This window comes from Flavobacterium sp. WC2421 (genome assembly GCF_040822115.1).
Taxonomy (GTDB): domain Bacteria; phylum Bacteroidota; class Bacteroidia; order Flavobacteriales; family Flavobacteriaceae; genus Flavobacterium.
In genome coordinates this window covers 1,588,757-1,603,781 of the sequence record NZ_CP162004.1, presented here as the reverse complement: position 1 = coordinate 1,603,781, position 15,025 = coordinate 1,588,757, and the positions used below count along the sequence as shown (strand labels likewise).

Annotated in this window: 23 protein-coding genes; 1 reads left to right on the top strand and 22 read right to left on the bottom strand. The window is 33.2% G+C overall.

Going from position 1 to position 15,025, the window contains the following annotated elements; genetic code table 11:
* Positions 1 to 18: 18 nt before the first annotated feature.
* Both AB3G33_RS06790 and eno read right to left on the bottom strand, forming a co-directional pair.
* Entirely contained in the window at positions 19 to 1,296 is a 1,278-nt protein-coding gene (locus AB3G33_RS06790; protein WP_367773571.1) for a citrate synthase, read from the bottom strand.
* A 155-nt stretch (positions 1,297 to 1,451) separates the two neighbouring features.
* On the bottom strand, positions 1,452 to 2,744 hold the full coding sequence (gene eno / locus AB3G33_RS06785) for a phosphopyruvate hydratase (RefSeq protein ID WP_367773569.1): 1,293 nt from the start codon (positions 2,742 to 2,744) through the stop codon (positions 1,452 to 1,454).
* Positions 2,745 to 3,105: 361 nt separating this feature from the next.
* On the opposite strand from eno, the gene AB3G33_RS06780 reads away from it, so the two are divergent.
* Positions 3,106 to 4,443 carry an erythromycin esterase family protein gene (locus tag AB3G33_RS06780; RefSeq protein ID WP_367773567.1) on the top strand — a complete coding sequence of 446 codons (1,338 nt, stop codon included), beginning with the start codon at positions 3,106 to 3,108 and terminating at the stop codon, positions 4,441 to 4,443.
* Between the two features lie 52 nt (positions 4,444 to 4,495).
* Here AB3G33_RS06780 and carA read toward each other — a convergent pair whose 3' ends face one another.
* From carA to rpsQ, 20 genes are all read right to left on the bottom strand, one after another.
* Positions 4,496 to 5,596 carry a glutamine-hydrolyzing carbamoyl-phosphate synthase small subunit gene (gene carA, locus AB3G33_RS06775; RefSeq protein ID WP_367773565.1) on the bottom strand — a complete coding sequence of 367 codons (1,101 nt, stop codon included), beginning with the start codon at positions 5,594 to 5,596 and terminating at the stop codon, positions 4,496 to 4,498.
* A 310-nt stretch (positions 5,597 to 5,906) separates the two neighbouring features.
* Positions 5,907 to 6,395: a 50S ribosomal protein L17 gene (gene rplQ / locus AB3G33_RS06770; protein ID WP_040473600.1), complete on the bottom strand. Its 489-nt coding sequence runs from the start codon at positions 6,393 to 6,395 to the stop codon at positions 5,907 to 5,909.
* Between the two features lie 63 nt (positions 6,396 to 6,458).
* Entirely contained in the window at positions 6,459 to 7,451 is a 993-nt protein-coding gene (locus AB3G33_RS06765) for a DNA-directed RNA polymerase subunit alpha (RefSeq protein ID WP_066080995.1), read from the bottom strand.
* Positions 7,452 to 7,472: 21 nt separating this feature from the next.
* Positions 7,473 to 8,078: a 30S ribosomal protein S4 gene (gene rpsD / locus AB3G33_RS06760; RefSeq protein WP_187017215.1), complete on the bottom strand. Its 606-nt coding sequence runs from the start codon at positions 8,076 to 8,078 to the stop codon at positions 7,473 to 7,475.
* Positions 8,079 to 8,168: 90 nt separating this feature from the next.
* Positions 8,169 to 8,552 carry a 30S ribosomal protein S11 gene (rpsK, locus tag AB3G33_RS06755; protein ID WP_024981527.1) on the bottom strand — a complete coding sequence of 128 codons (384 nt, stop codon included), beginning with the start codon at positions 8,550 to 8,552 and terminating at the stop codon, positions 8,169 to 8,171.
* An 8-nt stretch (positions 8,553 to 8,560) separates the two neighbouring features.
* Positions 8,561 to 8,935 (bottom strand): 30S ribosomal protein S13, encoded by a 375-nt coding sequence (rpsM, locus tag AB3G33_RS06750; protein ID WP_073210387.1) that lies wholly within the window; start codon positions 8,933 to 8,935, stop codon positions 8,561 to 8,563.
* Between the two features lie 2 nt (positions 8,936 to 8,937).
* On the bottom strand, positions 8,938 to 9,054 hold the full coding sequence (ykgO, locus tag AB3G33_RS06745; RefSeq protein WP_008992256.1) for a type B 50S ribosomal protein L36: 117 nt from the start codon (positions 9,052 to 9,054) through the stop codon (positions 8,938 to 8,940).
* A gap of 12 nt (positions 9,055 to 9,066) precedes the next feature.
* Positions 9,067 to 9,282 carry a translation initiation factor IF-1 gene (gene infA / locus AB3G33_RS06740; RefSeq protein ID WP_007136545.1) on the bottom strand — a complete coding sequence of 72 codons (216 nt, stop codon included), beginning with the start codon at positions 9,280 to 9,282 and terminating at the stop codon, positions 9,067 to 9,069.
* 4 nt (positions 9,283 to 9,286) lie between these two features.
* Entirely contained in the window at positions 9,287 to 10,633 is a 1,347-nt protein-coding gene (gene secY / locus AB3G33_RS06735) for a preprotein translocase subunit SecY (protein WP_367773562.1), read from the bottom strand.
* 11 nt (positions 10,634 to 10,644) lie between these two features.
* The gene (gene rplO, locus AB3G33_RS06730; protein WP_367757213.1) at positions 10,645 to 11,097 is read right to left on the bottom strand and encodes a 50S ribosomal protein L15; all 453 of its coding nucleotides are present in this window, start codon (positions 11,095 to 11,097) and stop codon (positions 10,645 to 10,647) included.
* 11 nt (positions 11,098 to 11,108) lie between these two features.
* Positions 11,109 to 11,291, bottom strand: coding sequence for a 50S ribosomal protein L30 (rpmD, locus tag AB3G33_RS06725; protein WP_187010092.1), 183 nt, complete (start codon positions 11,289 to 11,291; stop codon positions 11,109 to 11,111).
* A 12-nt stretch (positions 11,292 to 11,303) separates the two neighbouring features.
* Positions 11,304 to 11,831 (bottom strand): 30S ribosomal protein S5, encoded by a 528-nt coding sequence (gene rpsE, locus AB3G33_RS06720; RefSeq protein WP_187017211.1) that lies wholly within the window; start codon positions 11,829 to 11,831, stop codon positions 11,304 to 11,306.
* 6 nt (positions 11,832 to 11,837) lie between these two features.
* Positions 11,838 to 12,188, bottom strand: a complete 351-nt coding sequence (gene rplR / locus AB3G33_RS06715) for a 50S ribosomal protein L18 (RefSeq protein WP_367757211.1) — start codon at positions 12,186 to 12,188, stop codon at positions 11,838 to 11,840.
* Positions 12,189 to 12,199: 11 nt separating this feature from the next.
* The gene (gene rplF, locus AB3G33_RS06710; protein WP_367757209.1) at positions 12,200 to 12,742 is read right to left on the bottom strand and encodes a 50S ribosomal protein L6; all 543 of its coding nucleotides are present in this window, start codon (positions 12,740 to 12,742) and stop codon (positions 12,200 to 12,202) included.
* Between the two features lie 15 nt (positions 12,743 to 12,757).
* Positions 12,758 to 13,156, bottom strand: coding sequence for a 30S ribosomal protein S8 (gene rpsH, locus AB3G33_RS06705; RefSeq protein ID WP_072945389.1), 399 nt, complete (start codon positions 13,154 to 13,156; stop codon positions 12,758 to 12,760).
* Positions 13,157 to 13,227: 71 nt separating this feature from the next.
* Entirely contained in the window at positions 13,228 to 13,497 is a 270-nt protein-coding gene (gene rpsN, locus AB3G33_RS06700; RefSeq protein WP_126745308.1) for a 30S ribosomal protein S14, read from the bottom strand.
* A gap of 3 nt (positions 13,498 to 13,500) precedes the next feature.
* Positions 13,501 to 14,052 (bottom strand): 50S ribosomal protein L5, encoded by a 552-nt coding sequence (gene rplE / locus AB3G33_RS06695; RefSeq protein ID WP_367757206.1) that lies wholly within the window; start codon positions 14,050 to 14,052, stop codon positions 13,501 to 13,503.
* Between the two features lie 2 nt (positions 14,053 to 14,054).
* Positions 14,055 to 14,369, bottom strand: coding sequence for a 50S ribosomal protein L24 (gene rplX, locus AB3G33_RS06690; protein ID WP_026707009.1), 315 nt, complete (start codon positions 14,367 to 14,369; stop codon positions 14,055 to 14,057).
* Between the two features lie 11 nt (positions 14,370 to 14,380).
* On the bottom strand, positions 14,381 to 14,749 hold the full coding sequence (gene rplN, locus AB3G33_RS06685) for a 50S ribosomal protein L14 (RefSeq protein ID WP_007136556.1): 369 nt from the start codon (positions 14,747 to 14,749) through the stop codon (positions 14,381 to 14,383).
* Positions 14,750 to 14,751: 2 nt separating this feature from the next.
* Positions 14,752 to 15,012 carry a 30S ribosomal protein S17 gene (gene rpsQ, locus AB3G33_RS06680; protein WP_016989323.1) on the bottom strand — a complete coding sequence of 87 codons (261 nt, stop codon included), beginning with the start codon at positions 15,010 to 15,012 and terminating at the stop codon, positions 14,752 to 14,754.
* Positions 15,013 to 15,025 lie beyond the last annotated feature (13 nt).

The window sequence follows — 15,025 nt, the reverse complement described above, 5'->3', positions numbered from 1 at the left end:
TTTTGATTCTGGTTTTATTTATTCTGGTTTCTTAAAATCTCTTAAGGCTGCACCAGTATATATTTGTCTTGGCCTACCAATAGGCTCTTTATTTTCACGCATTTCTTTCCATTGAGCGATCCAGCCCGGTAACCTTCCAATAGCAAACATTACAGTAAACATATCAGTAGGAATTCCTAAAGCTCTATAGATAATTCCTGAATAGAAATCTACATTAGGATACAAATTTCTTGACTTGAAATATTCGTCTTCTAAAGCAGCCGCTTCTAATTTTTTAGCAATTTCAAGAATAGGATCGTCAACTCCTAATATTTCTAAAACTTCATTAGCTGCCTTTTTAATAATTTTAGCACGAGGGTCAAAATTCTTATAAACACGATGTCCAAAACCCATTAATCTAAAAGGGTCATTTTTATCTTTGGCTTTAGCCATATAAGCATCAGTATCACCTCCGTTTTTATGTATTTCTTCTAACATTTCAAGAACGGCTTGATTAGCACCTCCATGAAGAGGTCCCCAAAGTGCAGAAACTCCTGCAGAAATAGAAGCAAATAAACCTGCATGAGAAGACCCAACCATTCTTACAGTTGAAGTAGAACAGTTTTGTTCGTGATCAGCATGTAAAATAAACAATTTATCTAATGCATCAATCACTACAGGATTTGCCTTGTAAGGCTCAGTTGGCAATTCAAACATTAAACGCATAAAGTTTTCTACATACCCTTTAGTATTATCATAATAATTTAAAGGATACCCCATGCTTTTTCTATAAGTCCAAGTTGCAATAACTAAAAATTTACCCATTGTTTTACAAACAGCGTGGTACATTTCCTTTTCATTGTCAACATTTACCGACTTAGGATTAAATGCAGTTAAAGCACTTGTTAAAGCTGCCAAAACACCCATTGGATGAGCTGTTCTTGGAAAACCGTCAATGATGTTTTTCATCTCTTCGTTAACCAAAGTATGCTTTCTAATATCAACTTCAAACTGCTCTAATTGAGCAGCTGTAGGTAATTCTCCAAATATTAAAAGAAATGAAACTTCTAAAAAATCAGCTTTATCAGCTAAGTCTTCTATTGAATACCCTCTATAACGTAAAATCCCTAATTCACCATCTAAGAAAGTAATTTTACTTGTACAAGAACCTGAGTTTTTATACCCTGGATCTAAAGTAATAATCCCTGTTAAATCACGTAATTTGTTAATATCGATAGCTTCTTCATTTTCGCTCCCTTCAATTATAGGAAAGTCGTATTTTTTACCATCAATTTCTAATATAGCTGTTTTTGACATAATATTTTGCAAATAAATCTTAATATTTAATAATTTATCAAATCTAAGGATAATAACATTAAATAAAAAGATAAAACTATAATGATATTGTTAAATTTAATAAAAAAAGCCATTCGTATAAAACGAATGGCTCTCTATAATAGTAAATAAAAAATTTATTTTATTTTAAAAGTATTTAGACCTGGGAAATACGCAGTATTTCCTAGCTCTTCTTCAATTCTTAATAATTGATTGTATTTAGCCATACGGTCAGATCTTGAAGCAGATCCTGTTTTTATTTGCCCACAATTTAATGCAACTGCTAAATCAGCAATTGTATTATCTTCTGTTTCTCCTGAGCGATGTGACATTACTGAAGTATATCCAGCATTTTTCGCCATGTTAACTGCAGCAATAGTTTCAGTTAATGTACCAATTTGGTTTACTTTAATAAGTATAGAATTAGCAATTCCTTTTTGAATCCCTGTTGACAAACGTTCTACATTTGTAACAAATAAATCATCACCAACTAATTGTACTTTATCACCTATTTTTTCAGTTAATAATTTCCATCCATCCCAGTCATTTTCGTCCATTCCATCTTCAATAGAGATAATAGGGTATTTAGCAGCTAATTCAGCTAAATAATCTACTTGTTCAGCAGAAGATCTAATTTTTCCAGTTTCCCCTTCAAATTTAGAATAATCGTATTTTCCGTTTACATAAAATTCAGCAGCAGCACAATCTAAAGCGATCATAATTTCGTCTCCAAAAGTATAACCCGCATTTTCAACTGCTTTTTTGATTGTATCTAATGCATCTTCAGTTCCTCCAGGTAAATTTGGAGCAAAACCACCTTCATCTCCAACTGCAGTACTCAAACCTCTATCATGAAGCACTTTTTTAAGACTATGAAAAATTTCAGTTCCCATTTGCATAGCATGTGTAAAAGAAGTTGCTTTTACTGGAAAAATCATAAATTCTTGAAATGCAATAGGTGCGTCAGAATGTGAACCTCCGTTGATGATATTCATCATAGGAACAGGTAAAGTGTTTGCAGAAACACCTCCTACATATCTATATAAAGGCAAACCTAATTCATTTGCCGCTGCTTTTGCAACAGCAAGAGAAACTCCTAAAATTGCATTAGCTCCTAAGTTTGATTTGTTTGCAGTCCCATCTAAATCAATCATTGTTTGGTCAATCAAGTTTTGTTCAAAAACTGAAGTACCGATCAATTCTTCGGCAATAACGGTATTAACATTTTTCACCGCATTTAAAACTCCTTTTCCTAGAAAAGCTTTTCCACCATCACGTAATTCTACTGCTTCATGTTCACCAGTTGAAGCTCCAGAAGGAACTGCTGCCCGTCCTAAAACACCATTTTCTGTAATTACATCTACTTCTATTGTAGGATTTCCTCTTGAATCGAAAATTTGTCTTGCGTGAATTTTGATAATAATACTCATACTACTTTATTTTAAAATTTAAAATACAAATATATTCTATCTTTTGTAATGATTTAATGAAAATAATGAATGTTATTAACGAAAACGTTATAATTATTTTTTAAAATATGTGATTCCTACTGTTTTATAAAAATTATAATGATAATTTATGACTATTTTTTTTATATCTAAAAAAAATAGCTCAATTAATTATAAATCGACAATTACACTTTCGCTAACTATAAGACACAAGTTAACATATATTTATATGTTTAAATTATTGATTACCAGTATATTAATATAACTTTATATAAGATATTTATACATTTTACATTTTTTTTAAGTTCATAAAAACATACTTAATTCAAATAAAATAAAGATAATGAGAACTTTAAATGATTTAAAAAGAAAAAAATGCAATAATGCAATTGAAGATCTATTAAAAACCACTTCCTCTCCTTTAGAAAAACTAGAAGATTTAGACCCATTAATTGATTTTATTGGTGACGCAAAATATGTCTTACTTGGTGAAGCATCACACGGAACCCATGAATATTATACATGGAGAGCCAAAATCACGCAACGTTTAATACAAGAAAAAGGTTTTTCCTTTATAGGAGTAGAAGGAGATTGGCCAGATTGCTACCGACTAAATCGGTACTCTAAAGGCTACATCGATTCTGGTAAAGACATCTATAATGTTATGAATGAGTTTAAGCGCTGGCCAACTTGGATGTGGGCAAATTGGGAAATAGCCGCATTTATTGATTGGCTTAAATCCTACAATAGAGACTTATCAGAGAATAAAAAAATAGGCTTCTACGGACTAGATGTATATAGTTTTAGAGACTCCATGGCTTCTATAATCCAATATTTAGAAAAACACGACACAAAAGCATTGGCCATTGCAAAAAAAGCGATTGAATGCTACGAACCTTATTCCAAAGACGAAGGCCAGTCGTATGCAAGAGCCTCGGCGTTTGTACCCATTTTATGCGAAAAAGAAATTCTGGATCTACTTATTGAAATCAGAAAAAACGTACCAAATTATAACTCAGATGCCGAAAATGTAATGAGTACAGAACAAAATGCCTATATAGCTAGAAATGCTGAAAAATATTACCTTGCAATGATAAAACGTGGTTCTGCTTCATGGAATATAAGAGATGAACATATGGTAGCTACTATAGAACGACTGCTTAAATACCATGGTACAAATTCAAAAATTATAGTTTGGGAACACAACACCCATATAGGGGACGCGCGTGCAACTGACATGGCATCCGAAGGAATGGTAAATGTAGGTCAATTATTAAAAGAACAATACCAAACTGAGGGTGTAATATCAGTAGGATTTGGCTCCTATGTAGGAAGTGTCATAGCAGGACGAAATTGGGGCGATGCTATGAGAAAAATAGAAGTTCCTAAAGCAGAAGAAGGCAGCTGGGAATACCTCTTTCATAAAGCTTCTGAAGGTCAAAATAGATTATTACTAATGAACAAGGTAAGAGAAGAGAAATGCATGGAAGACTACATTGGACATAGAGCCATAGGAGTAGTATACAATCCCGAACACGAACGATTTGGAAATTACGTCCCTACCATTTTACCAAAACGATATGATGCTTTTATTTATATTGATAAAACAACAGCCTTACATCCTATACATACACAGGTTGATAAAAAACTATTTCCCGAAACTTATCCTTTTGGTATATAAAAAAAAGGCCCAACATATAAGTTAGACCTTTTATACTTGTATACTAAAATTATTATTTATTAATATTTGCAATAAACTGATCAAATAAATAAGAAGAATCATGCGGACCAGGACTTGCTTCAGGATGGTATTGTACAGAAAAACAATTTTTATTTACCATTTGCATTCCAGCAACAGTTCCATCATTAAGATGTACGTGCGTAATTTCTAAATCTGGATTGCGTTCTAGTTCCTCTTTATTTACAGCAAAACCGTGATTTTGAGATGTAATCTCCCCTTTACCAGAAATCAAGTTTTTTACTGGATGGTTAATCCCTCTATGTCCATTAAACATTTTATAAGTTGAAATTCCATTAGCTAAACCGATTACTTGATGCCCTAAACAGATTCCAAATAAAGGTTTATCATTTGCCAAAATATCTTTAGCAACTTGTATTGCACTAGAAAGCGGTTCAGGATCTCCAGGCCCATTAGACAAGAAATAACCGTTAGGATTAAAAGAAGCCATATCCTCATACGAGGAGTCAAAAGGAAAAACTTTAATGTAACAATCTCTTTTTGCAAGATTACGTAGAATATTTGTTTTAATTCCTAAGTCTAAAGCTGATATTTTATAAGTAGCATTTTCTTCTCCATAAAAATAAGGCAATTTAGTAGAAACTTTAGAAGCTAATTCCAAACCTTTCATATCTGGAACATTAGCTAAGGCAACTTTCAATTCTTCAACAGAAGAGCCATCCGTACAAATTACAGCGTTCATTGCTCCATTATCTCTAATGTAACTTACTAATGCGCGCGTATCAACATCTGAGATACAAATTAGGTTTTCTTTAATAAAATAATCCTCTAAACTTTGAGTAGCATCTTCACGAGAATAATTAAAACTAAAGTTTTTACAAACCAATCCAGAAATTTTAATACTATCAGATTCTATTTCTTTTTCATTTACGCCATAATTTCCAATATGAGCATTAGTCGCTACCATGATTTGTCCAAAATAAGATGGGTCAGTAAAAATCTCCTGATATCCAGTCATTCCAGTATTAAAACAAACTTCCCCAAAAGTAGTTCCGCTGATTCCAATAGATTTTCCGTGAAAAATTGTACCATCACTTAGTAAAAGTATGGCACTTTGTCGTGTTGTATATTTCATTAGTAGATTTTATATTTTAATAATCTCATGGAATTAAAACTCATTCCATACGTAGTTAAATATTTTGCAAATTTAATTCATTAATACAATGGATGCAAACTTTTAAATTTTATTATAAAATAAAAAAGTTATAAAATAGCCCTGATGGTAATGACATCCTTTTACTTTATTCTTTATAAAGTAAAAGATAGAATGAACAGCAGGAAATAAGTGCAAAAAACTATTGTTTATTTGCTCCAAAAAAAACAAAAAAAAAGGATAAACTATAAATAGCTTATCCTTAAATTTTATTGAATGATTATTTTCATAACTATTCAGCTGCGTCTGTAGTTGTTTCAGTTTCAGCAGCGGGAGCTTCCGTAGCTTCATCTGCTTTTTTAGCTTTTCCACCACGACGGCTTTTAGCTTTTTTAACTTCTTTTTTACCACCATTGTAAAGTTCATTGAAATCTACTAATTCGATCATTGCCATATCAGCATTATCTCCTAAACGATTTCCAACTTTAATGATACGCGTGTATCCACCTGGACGGTCTCCTACTTTAGCAGCTACGTCTCTGAATAAATCAGTTACGGCATATTTGCTACGTAAATAAGCAAAACAAATACGACGATTGTGAGTCGTATCAGTTTTAGATTTTGTTATTAAAGGCTCAACAAATTGTTTAAGCGCTTTTGCTTTAGCTACAGTTGTGTTAATACGTTTGTGCTCAATAAGAGAACAAGCCATATTAGCTAACATAGATTTTCTATGTGCAGTCTGTCTGCTTAAGTGATTGAATTTTTTTCCGTGTCTCATGACGTGTATTTTTATACTTTCATCTTGATACTATCCGCTTTGGAGATCAAAATATGAAGTAATTTATTCTTTATCTAGTTTGTATTTTGCTAAATCCATACCGAAGTTCAAATTCTTCACAGCCACAAGTTCATCAAGCTCTGTTAAAGATTTTTTACCGAAATTACGGAATTTCATTAGGTCATTTTTATTGAACGATACTAAATCACCAAGTGTATCAACTTCAGCCGCTTTCAAACAATTTAATGCTCTAACAGATAAATCCATATCAACAAGCTTAGTTTTAAGCAATTGTCTCATGTGTAATGATTCTTCATCATATGATTCTGTTTGTGCGATCTCATCAGCCTCAAGTGTAATTCTTTCGTCAGAGAACAACATGAAATGGTGAATTAGAACTTTGGCAGCTTCAGTAAGTGCATCTTTTGGATTAATAGAACCATCAGTTTTTATTTCAAAAACTAATTTTTCATAATCTGTTTTTTGCTCTACACGGAAGTTTTCAATTGCATATTTTACATTTTTTACCGGAGTAAAAATGGAGTCTGTAAAAATGGTTCCAATTGCAGCATTCTGTTTTTTGTTCTCTTCAGCAGGAACATATCCTCTACCTTTTTCGATTGTTAAATCGAAGTTCAGTTTGATTTTACTATCTAAATTACAAATAACTAGTTCTGGGTTTAGAACTTGGAAACCTGAGATAAATTTTTGAAAATCACCTGCTGTTAATTGATCTTTACCAGAAACAGAAATAGTAACTGCTTCATTATCTATATCTTCAATTTGACGCTTAAAACGTACTTGTTTAAGATTAAGAATAATTTCGGTAACATCTTCAACAACTCCTGAGATAGTAGAAAACTCATGATCTACACCTTCTATGCGGACAGATGTAATTGCATAACCTTCTAATGCTGAAAGCAAAACTCTTCTAAGTGCATTACCAACGGTCAATCCGTATCCTGGTTCTAAAGGTCTGAATTCAAACTTACCTTCAAAATCGGTTGAATCGATCATGATAACTTTATCGGGCTTCTGAAAATTAAATATTGCCATAAATTTCGACTAAGTCAATTATTATTTGTTGTACAACTCTACGATTAATTGTTCTTTAATGTTTTCTGGAATTTGAAGTCTAGCTGGTACAGTTACAAAAGTACCTTCTTTAACATCATTATTCCAAGTAATCCATTCATAAACATGACTTGAATTAGATAAAGAACGTTCGATAGCTTCTAATGATTTAGATTTTTCACGAACAGCAACTTTATCACCAGGTTTAAGGTGGTAAGAAGCAATATTTACTACATCACCATTTACAGTGATATGTCTGTGAGAAACTAATTGTCTAGCGCCTCTTCTAGAAGGAGCAATACCCATTCTAAACACAACGTTATCTAATCTTGCCTCACATAATTGTAAAAGAACTTCACCAGTAACACCTTTAGTAGCTGATGCTTTTTTGAATAAACCTCTGAATTGTTTTTCTAAAATTCCGTAAGAATATTTAGCTTTTTGCTTTTCCATTAACTGGATTGCATATTCAGATTTTTTTCCTCTTTTTTTAGCCATCCCGTGTTGTCCAGGTGGGTAATTTCTTTTTTCGAAAGATTTGTCATCTCCGAATATTGCTTCGCCAAATTTACGAGCAATTCTAGTTTTTGGACCAGTATATCTTGCCATTTCTAAAAATTAAATTAAGGTAGAGATTATGAATTCAGGTCATATCCTTCGATAATCGTATATTCTACCTAGTTATACTTAAATATATTATTAAACTCTACGTCTTTTTGGAGGACGACATCCGTTGTGAGGCATTGGAGTAACATCGATAATCTCTGTAACTTCAATTCCACCGTTATGCAAAGAACGGATAGCAGACTCACGTCCGTTTCCTGGTCCTTTAACATACACTTTCACTTTTTTAAGTCCTGCTTCAAGAGCTACTTTACTACAATCTTCTGCTGCCATTTGGGCTGCGTATGGAGTATTCTTTTTAGAACCTCTAAAACCCATTTTACCAGCTGAAGACCAAGAAATAACTTCACCTTTTTTGTTTGTCAAAGAAATGATGATGTTATTGAAGGTAGCAGAAATATGAGCTTCTCCCGTTGATTCAACGATAACTTTACGTTTTTTTGCAGTTGCTTTAGCCATATTACTTATTATTTAGTTGCTTTTTTCTTGTTAGCAACAGTTTTTCTTTTACCTTTTCTTGTTCTAGAGTTATTCTTAGTTCTTTGTCCTCTTAAAGGAAGACCAGTTCTATGACGGATACCTCTGTAACAACCAATATCCATTAAACGTTTGATGTTTAAAGAAACTTCAGAACGTAATTCTCCTTCAATTTTGAATGCTGATACAGCTTCACGAATTGCTCCGATCTCGTCATCATTCCAGTCTTGAACTTTTTTATCTTGGCTTACTTGAGCTTTTTCTAAAATCTCAATAGCTCTACTATTTCCTAATCCGAAGATGTAGGTAAGTGCTATAACACCTCTCTTGTTTTTCGGGATATCTACCCCTGCTATTCTTGCCATAACTATCCTTGTCTTTGTTTAAATCTAGGATTCTTTTTGTTTATAACGTACAATCTCCCTTTTCTACGCACAATTTTGCACTCGGGACTTCTCTTTTTTACTGATGCTCTAACTTTCATTGTGAATATCCTTTAATATCTATAAGTAATTCTTGCCTTTGACAAATCGTAAGGACTCATTTCTAGTTTCACTTTATCACCAGGTAATAATTTGATGTAATGCATACGCATTTTTCCAGAAATGTGAGCAATAACGATATGTCCATTCTCTAATTCTACACGGAACATCGCATTTGATAATGCTTCAATGATTGATCCGTCTTGTTCTATTGCTGATTGTTTTGCCATAAAATTAAGCTACTGCTTTTCTATTTTTTCCACTTTTCATTAAACCATCATAATGTTTGTTTAACAAGTATGAATTGATTTGTTGAATTGTATCTATTGCAACACCAACCATAATGATTAATGAGGTACCCCCAAAAAACATTGCCCAAGATTGTTGAACATCCATAAGACTTACAACAATCGCTGGGAACACAGCTATTAGAGCAAGAAATAAAGATCCTGGGAAAGTTATCAAAGACATCACCTTGTCAAGAAAATCAGAAGTTTCAACTCCTGGTCTAACACCTGGAATAAAACCACCACTTCTTTTCAAATCATCAGACATCTTATTAGTAGGAACAGTAATCGCAGTATAAAAGTAAGTAAATACAACAATTAATGTTGCGAATACAAAATTATACCAAAAACCGAACATGTTACTAAAAGCACCAACAATAGACTGTGATGCATCAGATTTTGATAACCCAGCAACAGCAGCAGGAATAAACATAATTGCTTGAGCAAAGATAATAGGCATCACTCCTGAAGCATTAAGCTTCAAAGGAATCCATTGTCTATTACCACCCATTAAATCTTGTTCATAATCTCCTGAAGTAGTACGACGAGCGTACTGAACTGGTATTTTTCTAATTGCCATAGTCAATAAAACACAAGCAACAATAACCAATAACCAAATAATAATTTCGATAACCAATAACATTGGTCCTCCGTTGTTATTAGTAACCCTAGTTGTAAATTCTTGTATAAATGCCTGAGGAAATCTAGCAAGTATACCAACCATAATTAAAAGCGAAATACCATTTCCAATTCCTTTATCAGTTATTTTTTCTCCTAACCACATGGCAAAAATTGTACCTGTAACTAAGATAATTACTGAAGAAAATAAGAATTCAAAAGAATTAAACCCTAATAAAAATGCACTACTAGGTAAAGTTCTATATAGATTATAGATATATGTTGGTCCTTGTACTAAAGTAATAACTATAGTCAACCAACGTGTAATCTGATTAATCTTTTTTCTACCACTCTCTCCATCATTTTGAAGTTTTTGCAAATAAGGAATAGCAATTCCCATAAGTTGAACAACAATAGATGCAGAAATGTAAGGCATAATTCCTAAAGCAAAAACTGACGCTTTAGAGAAAGCTCCACCCGTAAACATGTCTAAGATAGATCCAATACCACTTTTGGTTTGGCCAGCTAAACTATTTAATTGTGTTGCATCGATTCCCGGAAGCGTAACGTGTGCTCCAAAACGATAAACTAAAAGCAGACCTAATGTGATTAGGATTCTGTTTTTTAGTTCTTCGATTTTCCAAACATTACTTATTGACTCAATAAATTTCTTCATAAATTGAAAAATTATATTGTTACAGCTTCTCCTCCAGCAGCTTCAATAGCAGCTTTTGCAGTAGCAGTAAATTTGTGAGCAGTTACTTTTAATTTTGCTTTCAATTCTCCTCTTCCTAAAATCTTAACGATTTCATTTTTAGTTGCCAAACGGTTAGCTACATAAGTTGTCATATCGACAGCATCTGTAATTATACCATTATCAACTAATAATTGAAGCGTATCTAGATTCACACCTTCGTAATCTTTACGATTGATGTTTGTAAAACCAAACTTAGGCACACGTCTTTGAAGTGGCATTTGCCCTCCTTCAAAACCAATCTTTTTAGAATATCCAGAACGAGATTTTGCTCCTTTGTGACCTCTTGCAGAAGTACCACCTTTTCCAGAACCTTCTCCTCTACCTAATCTCTTATTTTGATTGTGCGTTGCCCCTTCAGCTGGTTGTAAGTTACTTAAATTCATAACAGTATTTGTTATTTAGTTTCCTCTACAGAAACTAAGTGTTTAACTTTGTTTATCATCCCAAGGATTGCAGGGTTTGAGTCATGTTCTACAACTTGACCCATTTTACGTAGACCTAAAGCTTCTAATCCTCTTTTTTGATCAAGTGGACAGTTGATTTTACTTCTAACTTGTTTTACTAATAATTTAGCCATAATTTCCTTGAATTAACCTTTAAAAACTTTTTCTAAAGAAAGCCCTCTCTGTTTTGCAACAGTATAAGCACTTCTCATTTGTAATAAAGCATCAAAAGTTGCTTTTACTACGTTGTGAGGATTTGATGATCCTTGAGATTTAGATAATACATCGTGAATACCTACTGACTCAAGAACTGAACGAACAGCTCCACCAGCAATAACTCCTGTACCATGAGAGGCAGGAATTAAAAATACACGTGCACCACCAAATTTACCTTTTTGTTCGTGTGGTACTGATTGACCATTCAAAGGAATTTTTACTAAATTTTTCTTAGCATCTTCTACTGCTTTCGCAATTGCTTCAGAAACATCTTTAGATTTTCCTAATCCATGTCCTACAACACCATTTTCATCACCTACAACTACAATAGCAGAAAAACCAAAAGCTCTACCACCCTTTGTAACCTTAGTAACACGATTTACACTTACCAAACGATCTTTTAATTCAAGACCACTAGGCTTTACTAACTCTACATTCTTGTATTTACTATTAGACATACTATATTAGAATTTAAGTCCAGCCGCTCTCGCGCCTTCCGCTAATGATTTAATACGACCATGATATAAATAACCTCCTCTATCGAACGTTACTACATCTATTCCAGCTTTAATAGCTTTCTCAGCAACTAGTTTTCCAACTGCAGTTGCCACTTCAATGTTCGTACCTTTACCTATTTCTTTTTCTCTTGAAGAAGCAGCCAATAAAGTAACTCCGTTTACGTCATCAATAAGTTGAGCATAAATTTCTTTGTTACTTCTAAATACAGAAAGTCTTGGATTAGTAGCAGTACCACTAATCGTTTTTCTAATTCTGAATCTAATTCTTTGTCTTCTTTCAGGTTTCGTTAATGACATAATCTTATTTTTTAAGCTGATTTACCTGCTTTTCTTCTTAATACTTCACCTACAAATTTAACACCTTTTCCTTTGTACGGCTCAGGCTTACGGAAAGCTCTAATTTTTGCCGCAACTTGACCTAAAAGTTGTTTGTCAAACGATGTTAGTTTAACAATTGGGTTTTTACCTTTTTCAGATATAGTTTCTAAACTTACTTCTGGAGCAATTTCTAAAACAATATTGTGAGAATATCCAAGAGCTAAATCTAATTTTTGTCCTTGATTAGAAGCTCTATAACCAACTCCTACCAATTCTAATGATTTTGTAAAACCGTCAGTTACACCGATAATCATGTTATTGATTAAAGATCTGTACAATCCGTGTTTTGCTCTTTGGTCTTTGTGATCAGACGATCTATCCACTTGAACTTGACCGTCTTCAACCGTTACAGTAACGTCCGAAAACTCCTGTGTAAGTTGACCATTTTTTCCTTTAACTGTAATAATACCGTCTTTAACTTCTACAGTTACACCAGCAGGGATTACAATTGGATTTTTACCTATTCTTGACATCTTATAGTCTTTTTATTAGTATACGTAACAAATTACTTCTCCACCAACATTAAGTTGTTTGGCTTTCTTTCCAGTCATCAAACCTTTTGATGTAGAAACAATAGCAATTCCTAATCCATTAAGGATTCTAGGAATAGAAGCTGAACTTGAATATTTACGTAAACCTGGTTTACTAATTCTTTGGATATCTTTAATTACTGACTCTTTAGTATCTTTATCATACTTCAAAGCAATTTTGATCGAACCCTGAACAGCGTTGTCTTCAAATTTGTAACTTAAGATATAACCTTGATCAAATAAGATCTTAGTTATTTCTTTTTTTAGATTAGATGCAGGGATTTCGACAACTTTGTGGTTTGCAGCCACAGCGTTTCTAACCCTTGTTAAATAATCTGCAATAGGATCTGTATACATATGTATTAATTTGCGATTATGGTTTTCTCCAGACTTTCTTTCGAACCTTTAACCAATTAAAATTCAATTTTTTACCAACTAGCTTTTTTAACACCTGGTATCAATCCATTATTAGCCATTTCACGAAATGTAACACGTGAAACACCGAACTGACGCATATACCCTCTTGGTCTACCTGTTAATTTACATCTATTATGCAAACGAACTGGCGAAGCATTTTTCGGTAATTTCTGCAAACCTACGAAATCTCCAGCTTCTAACAAAGCTTTTCTTTTCTCAGCATATTTAGCTACCGTTTTTTCTCTCTTAACCTCACGGGCTTTCATTGATTCTTTAGCCATATCTTAATTCTTTTTAAAAGGTAATCCTAATTCAGCCAATAATGACTTTGCTTCCTTATCAGTTTGAGCAGAAGTAACAAAAGTGATATCCATTCCAGATATTTTGTTTACTTTATCAATATCAATTTCTGGGAAAATGATTTGCTCTAAAACACCAAGGTTATAGTTTCCTCTTCCGTCGAAACCAGTAGCTTTAATACCACTGAAATCTCTAACACGTGGTAAAGCTGAAGTAATAAGTCTATCTAAAAACTCATACATTCTTTCTCCACGCAAAGTAACTTTTGCTCCAATTGGCATTCCCTTTCTCAATTTAAAAGACGCAACGTCTTTCTTTGAAATAGTAGATATTGCTTTTTGTCCAGTTATCTTTGTCAATTCATCAACCGCATAGTCGATTAATTTTTTATCAGAAACTGCTGCTCCAACTCCACGGCTTAAAACGATTTTCTCCAATTTAGGAACTTGCATTACGTTTACATATCCGTACTCTTCTGTAAGAGCAGAGATAACTCTACTCTTATATTCTTCTTTTAGTCTAGGTGTATATGCCATTACTATAGTACTTGATTAGATTTTTTTGAAAATCTTACTTTCTTATCTCCTTCAACTCTAACTCCAGTTCTAGTTGCTTCCTTAGTTTTAGGATCAATTAGAGAGATGTTAGAAATTTGAATAGAAGCTTCTTTTTTCACAATACCACCTTGAGGGCTTTTTGCACTTGGTTTCGTGTGTTTTGAAACCATGTTTACACCTTCAACGATTGCTTTGTTTTTCTCACGGTCAACACGTAATACTTTACCTTCTGATCCTTTGTGATCTCCAGCAATTACTCTTACGATGTCACCTGTTTTTATTTTTAGCTTTATCATCTTAAAACGAATTAAAGCACTTCTGGTGCTAATGATACAATTTTCATGAATTGTTTTTCACGAAGTTCTCTTGCTACCGGTCCAAAAACACGAGTTCCTCTCATTTCCCCTGCAGCGTTCAAAAGAACACATGCATTGTCATCGAAACGGATATAAGAACCATCGGCTCTTCTCACTTCTTTTCTGGTACGTACAACAACTGCAGTTGAAACAGCTCCTTTTTTAACGCTTCCGTTTGGAGTTGTATCTTTGATAGAAACTACAATCTTGTCACCAACAGAGGCATACCTTCTTTTGGTACCTCCTAAAACACGGATAGTTAAAACTTCCTTTGCTCCAGTGTTATCTGCTACTTTTAGTCTTGATTCTTGTTGTACCATAATTATTTAGCTCTTTCTAGGATTTCAACTAATCTCCAACATTTTGATTTACTTAAAGGACGCGTTTCGCTAATTCTTACAGTATCTCCAATGTTACAGTCGTTTGTTTCGTCGTGTGCAACGTATTTCTTTGTTTTCAACACGAACTTACCGTATAATGGGTGTTTTACTTTACGCACTTCTGCAACAACAATAGATTTATCCATTTTGTCCGAAGTTACAACACCAACTCTTTCTTTTCTTAAATTTCTTTTTTCTTCCATCTTTCAGCAGATT

What these genes read in the sequence shown, in the direction of transcription:
- AB3G33_RS06790 (WP_367773571.1), bottom strand. Translation starts at nt 1,296, where the DNA reads ATGTCAAAAACAGCTATATTAGAAATTGATGGTAAAAAATACGACTTT.
- eno (WP_367773569.1), bottom strand. Translation starts at nt 2,744, where the DNA reads ATGAGTATTATTATCAAAATTCACGCAAGACAAATTTTCGATTCAAGA.
- AB3G33_RS06780 (WP_367773567.1), top strand. Translation starts at nt 3,106, where the DNA reads ATGAGAACTTTAAATGATTTAAAAAGAAAAAAATGCAATAATGCAATT.
- carA (WP_367773565.1), bottom strand. Translation starts at nt 5,596, where the DNA reads ATGAAATATACAACACGACAAAGTGCCATACTTTTACTAAGTGATGGT.
- rplQ (WP_040473600.1), bottom strand. Translation starts at nt 6,395, where the DNA reads ATGAGACACGGAAAAAAATTCAATCACTTAAGCAGACAGACTGCACAT.
- AB3G33_RS06765 (WP_066080995.1), bottom strand. Translation starts at nt 7,451, where the DNA reads ATGGCAATATTTAATTTTCAGAAGCCCGATAAAGTTATCATGATCGAT.
- rpsD (WP_187017215.1), bottom strand. Translation starts at nt 8,078, where the DNA reads ATGGCAAGATATACTGGTCCAAAAACTAGAATTGCTCGTAAATTTGGC.
- rpsK (WP_024981527.1), bottom strand. Translation starts at nt 8,552, where the DNA reads ATGGCTAAAGCAACTGCAAAAAAACGTAAAGTTATCGTTGAATCAACG.
- rpsM (WP_073210387.1), bottom strand. Translation starts at nt 8,935, where the DNA reads ATGGCAAGAATAGCAGGGGTAGATATCCCGAAAAACAAGAGAGGTGTT.
- ykgO (WP_008992256.1), bottom strand. Translation starts at nt 9,054, where the DNA reads ATGAAAGTTAGAGCATCAGTAAAAAAGAGAAGTCCCGAGTGCAAAATT.
- infA (WP_007136545.1), bottom strand. Translation starts at nt 9,282, where the DNA reads ATGGCAAAACAATCAGCAATAGAACAAGACGGATCAATCATTGAAGCA.
- secY (WP_367773562.1), bottom strand. Translation starts at nt 10,633, where the DNA reads ATGAAGAAATTTATTGAGTCAATAAGTAATGTTTGGAAAATCGAAGAA.
- rplO (WP_367757213.1), bottom strand. Translation starts at nt 11,097, where the DNA reads ATGAATTTAAGTAACTTACAACCAGCTGAAGGGGCAACGCACAATCAA.
- rpmD (WP_187010092.1), bottom strand. Translation starts at nt 11,291, where the DNA reads ATGGCTAAATTATTAGTAAAACAAGTTAGAAGTAAAATCAACTGTCCA.
- rpsE (WP_187017211.1), bottom strand. Translation starts at nt 11,831, where the DNA reads ATGTCTAATAGTAAATACAAGAATGTAGAGTTAGTAAAGCCTAGTGGT.
- rplR (WP_367757211.1), bottom strand. Translation starts at nt 12,188, where the DNA reads ATGTCATTAACGAAACCTGAAAGAAGACAAAGAATTAGATTCAGAATT.
- rplF (WP_367757209.1), bottom strand. Translation starts at nt 12,742, where the DNA reads ATGTCAAGAATAGGTAAAAATCCAATTGTAATCCCTGCTGGTGTAACT.
- rpsH (WP_072945389.1), bottom strand. Translation starts at nt 13,156, where the DNA reads ATGTATACAGATCCTATTGCAGATTATTTAACAAGGGTTAGAAACGCT.
- rpsN (WP_126745308.1), bottom strand. Translation starts at nt 13,497, where the DNA reads ATGGCTAAAGAATCAATGAAAGCCCGTGAGGTTAAGAGAGAAAAAACG.
- rplE (WP_367757206.1), bottom strand. Translation starts at nt 14,052, where the DNA reads ATGGCATATACACCTAGACTAAAAGAAGAATATAAGAGTAGAGTTATC.
- rplX (WP_026707009.1), bottom strand. Translation starts at nt 14,369, where the DNA reads ATGATAAAGCTAAAAATAAAAACAGGTGACATCGTAAGAGTAATTGCT.
- rplN (WP_007136556.1), bottom strand. Translation starts at nt 14,749, where the DNA reads ATGGTACAACAAGAATCAAGACTAAAAGTAGCAGATAACACTGGAGCA.
- rpsQ (WP_016989323.1), bottom strand. Translation starts at nt 15,012, where the DNA reads ATGGAAGAAAAAAGAAATTTAAGAAAAGAAAGAGTTGGTGTTGTAACT.